Below are 1,201 nucleotides of genomic sequence, written 5' to 3' on the forward strand. Positions count from 1 at the left end.
TAGCGACGCCGAGGAATGATTTTGCTTTAAATAGTGCCATTTTTTCTCCTAAAATCGCAATTATACCGAAACACTATTATTTCAAACTAAAATTTAGCGTCCTGCTCGGCGCTTGCAAAAAGCAGTTGCCTGATCGCCTCTTTGCCCACATCGAGGCTAAGCCCCACCAAATTTAGCGGCGCGCTAAGGCTGTAATTTATGCGCGAAAACGGCTTTGGCAATGCCATCTCGTCCCAGCTACGAAATTTCCAAAAGCTGCTCGCTTCATAATTTAGCGCGTAAATGTCTAAGTTTAGCCGCTGCGCAAGGATCACAGCTCCGTCGGCGACGCTGTGAAGCGGGCCGCGCGGTCCGTCGGGAGTAATGATGACGTCGGTGCCATTTTTTATCTCTTTGATCGCACCCATAAGCGCGCGTGCGCCGCCCTTAAAGCTACTACCTCGGATCGCACCGATGCCAAAATGCGAGATCACACGCGTAATTATCTCGCCGTCTTTGTGATCGCTGATGATGACCTTGGCGCGCCGCTTGCTACCGAAATCCCGCAACCACCAGCGCCTATAAGCAAAGCTCATCATCGCTAATCTTCCATGCCAAAATACGACGACGCAGGGCTTTTCGGGCAGCTTCGTGGGGGTAAATTTAACCCTGCACGTTAAAAAAATACACCAAATCAGGATAAAAATGAGATATTCGGCAACGCGGAAAAACAACCGCTTTTTAAGCGATAACTTGTCCATAAAGCGCCATTCTGGCGGTCTTTTCGATACGCACTCTGCGCGTTTTGCCTAGCAGCTCTTCGCCGCCTTGCGTGCAGATTAAAAAATTTGAAAAGCTTCTACCGCACGCGGTGCTGCCCTCGCGCAGCTCCTCGAAATATACATCGAAAATTTTATCTTTTTGCGCTCTTGCGATCTCGTCTAAAATTTTAGCGTGAGCGTTCTGCAGCCTGCTTAATCTTTCGCTTGAAATTTCATCATCCAACGGCTTTAAGCTTGCCGCTGGCGTGAGCGGTCTCGGGCTAAATTTAAAGGAAAAAACTTGCTCGAATCTCACCGCCTCCAATACTTCCATCGTCTCAGCAAAATCATCCTCGCTCTCGCTCGGATAGCCCACGATGATATCGGTGCTAATCGCCACGCCCGGGCAGCTTTGGCGCAGTTTAAGCGCGCGGTCCAGATACCACTGCTTGGTATATCCG

General features: G+C 49.6%; 1 protein-coding gene and 1 pseudogene. Both read right to left on the minus strand.

Features of this window, described 5'->3' with window-relative positions:
• Positions 1 to 86: 86 nt before the first annotated feature.
• Entirely contained in the window at positions 87 to 740 is a 654-nt protein-coding gene (locus Q0369_RS01195) for a lysophospholipid acyltransferase family protein (RefSeq protein WP_298094864.1), read from the minus strand.
• Positions 721 to 1,201 (minus strand): annotated as a pseudogene (locus Q0369_RS01200) (tRNA (N6-isopentenyl adenosine(37)-C2)-methylthiotransferase MiaB); the annotation flags it as partial. The gene Q0369_RS01195 and the pseudogene Q0369_RS01200, both read right to left, overlap by 20 nt.

The sequence above is a fragment of the uncultured Campylobacter sp. genome, assembly GCF_938030685.1.
GTDB lineage: Bacteria > Campylobacterota > Campylobacteria > Campylobacterales > Campylobacteraceae > Campylobacter_B.